The following is a 628-nucleotide window of genomic DNA, read 5'->3' on the forward strand; positions in this document are numbered from 1 at the left end:
GTAATTAAAAAAGTCATAAGTGGAATTCCACTTCTTCTCATTTCTGTCTTTCGATCCTGACCAGATCCCGTCTACTGCACCTAACGTGAAAAAATTTGCAAAATGGTATGGAGAATCCCATGATTTTTCTGCCCTTGAATTTAGACCGTCCCAGAAATCTTTACCTATTCCGCTTACACTATTCCAGGATTTAACGAATGCATTTTCATCTTTGATTTCCATATCGCTCGACTCATTTTGAGAAGAAGAGGAAAGGTAAATTCTTGACGCCCAAAGCATGGTTTTAAAAATCGGGTCGTTCTTCACCTTATTATAGATTCGCTGGGCTTCTGGTAGGAATTTATCGGGATTAATGGCATATTTAATGGCGGCCATTACTCTTTCCTGTTCTCTTGCTTTAGCTATGTGTTCGACCGCTTTCTGGTACCCTAGGGTGTTGAATAGGTCCGTTACTTGGCTATCTAATAACAAGTCATTAACAGCATTGGTCTGCCCATTGGCGTTTATATCTCCTCCAATGAAGATATCCTCCATAAACTGAATTTGATCGGTGATGGATTGAAGGATGCCGTCCACAGGCACGACTGCTTGTGTTTGTAGGGTATCAAACCTCACGAGTTTTTCGATC

Annotated in this window: 1 pseudogene; it reads right to left on the reverse strand. The window is 40.9% G+C overall.

The annotated features are described in order from the left end of the window. A pseudogene (locus tag V4T18_RS18300) lies at window positions 1-628 on the reverse strand (hypothetical protein); the annotation flags it as partial.

The organism is Lysinibacillus sp. 54212, from assembly GCF_036662795.1.
Lineage (GTDB): Bacteria > Bacillota > Bacilli > Bacillales_A > Planococcaceae > Lysinibacillus_B.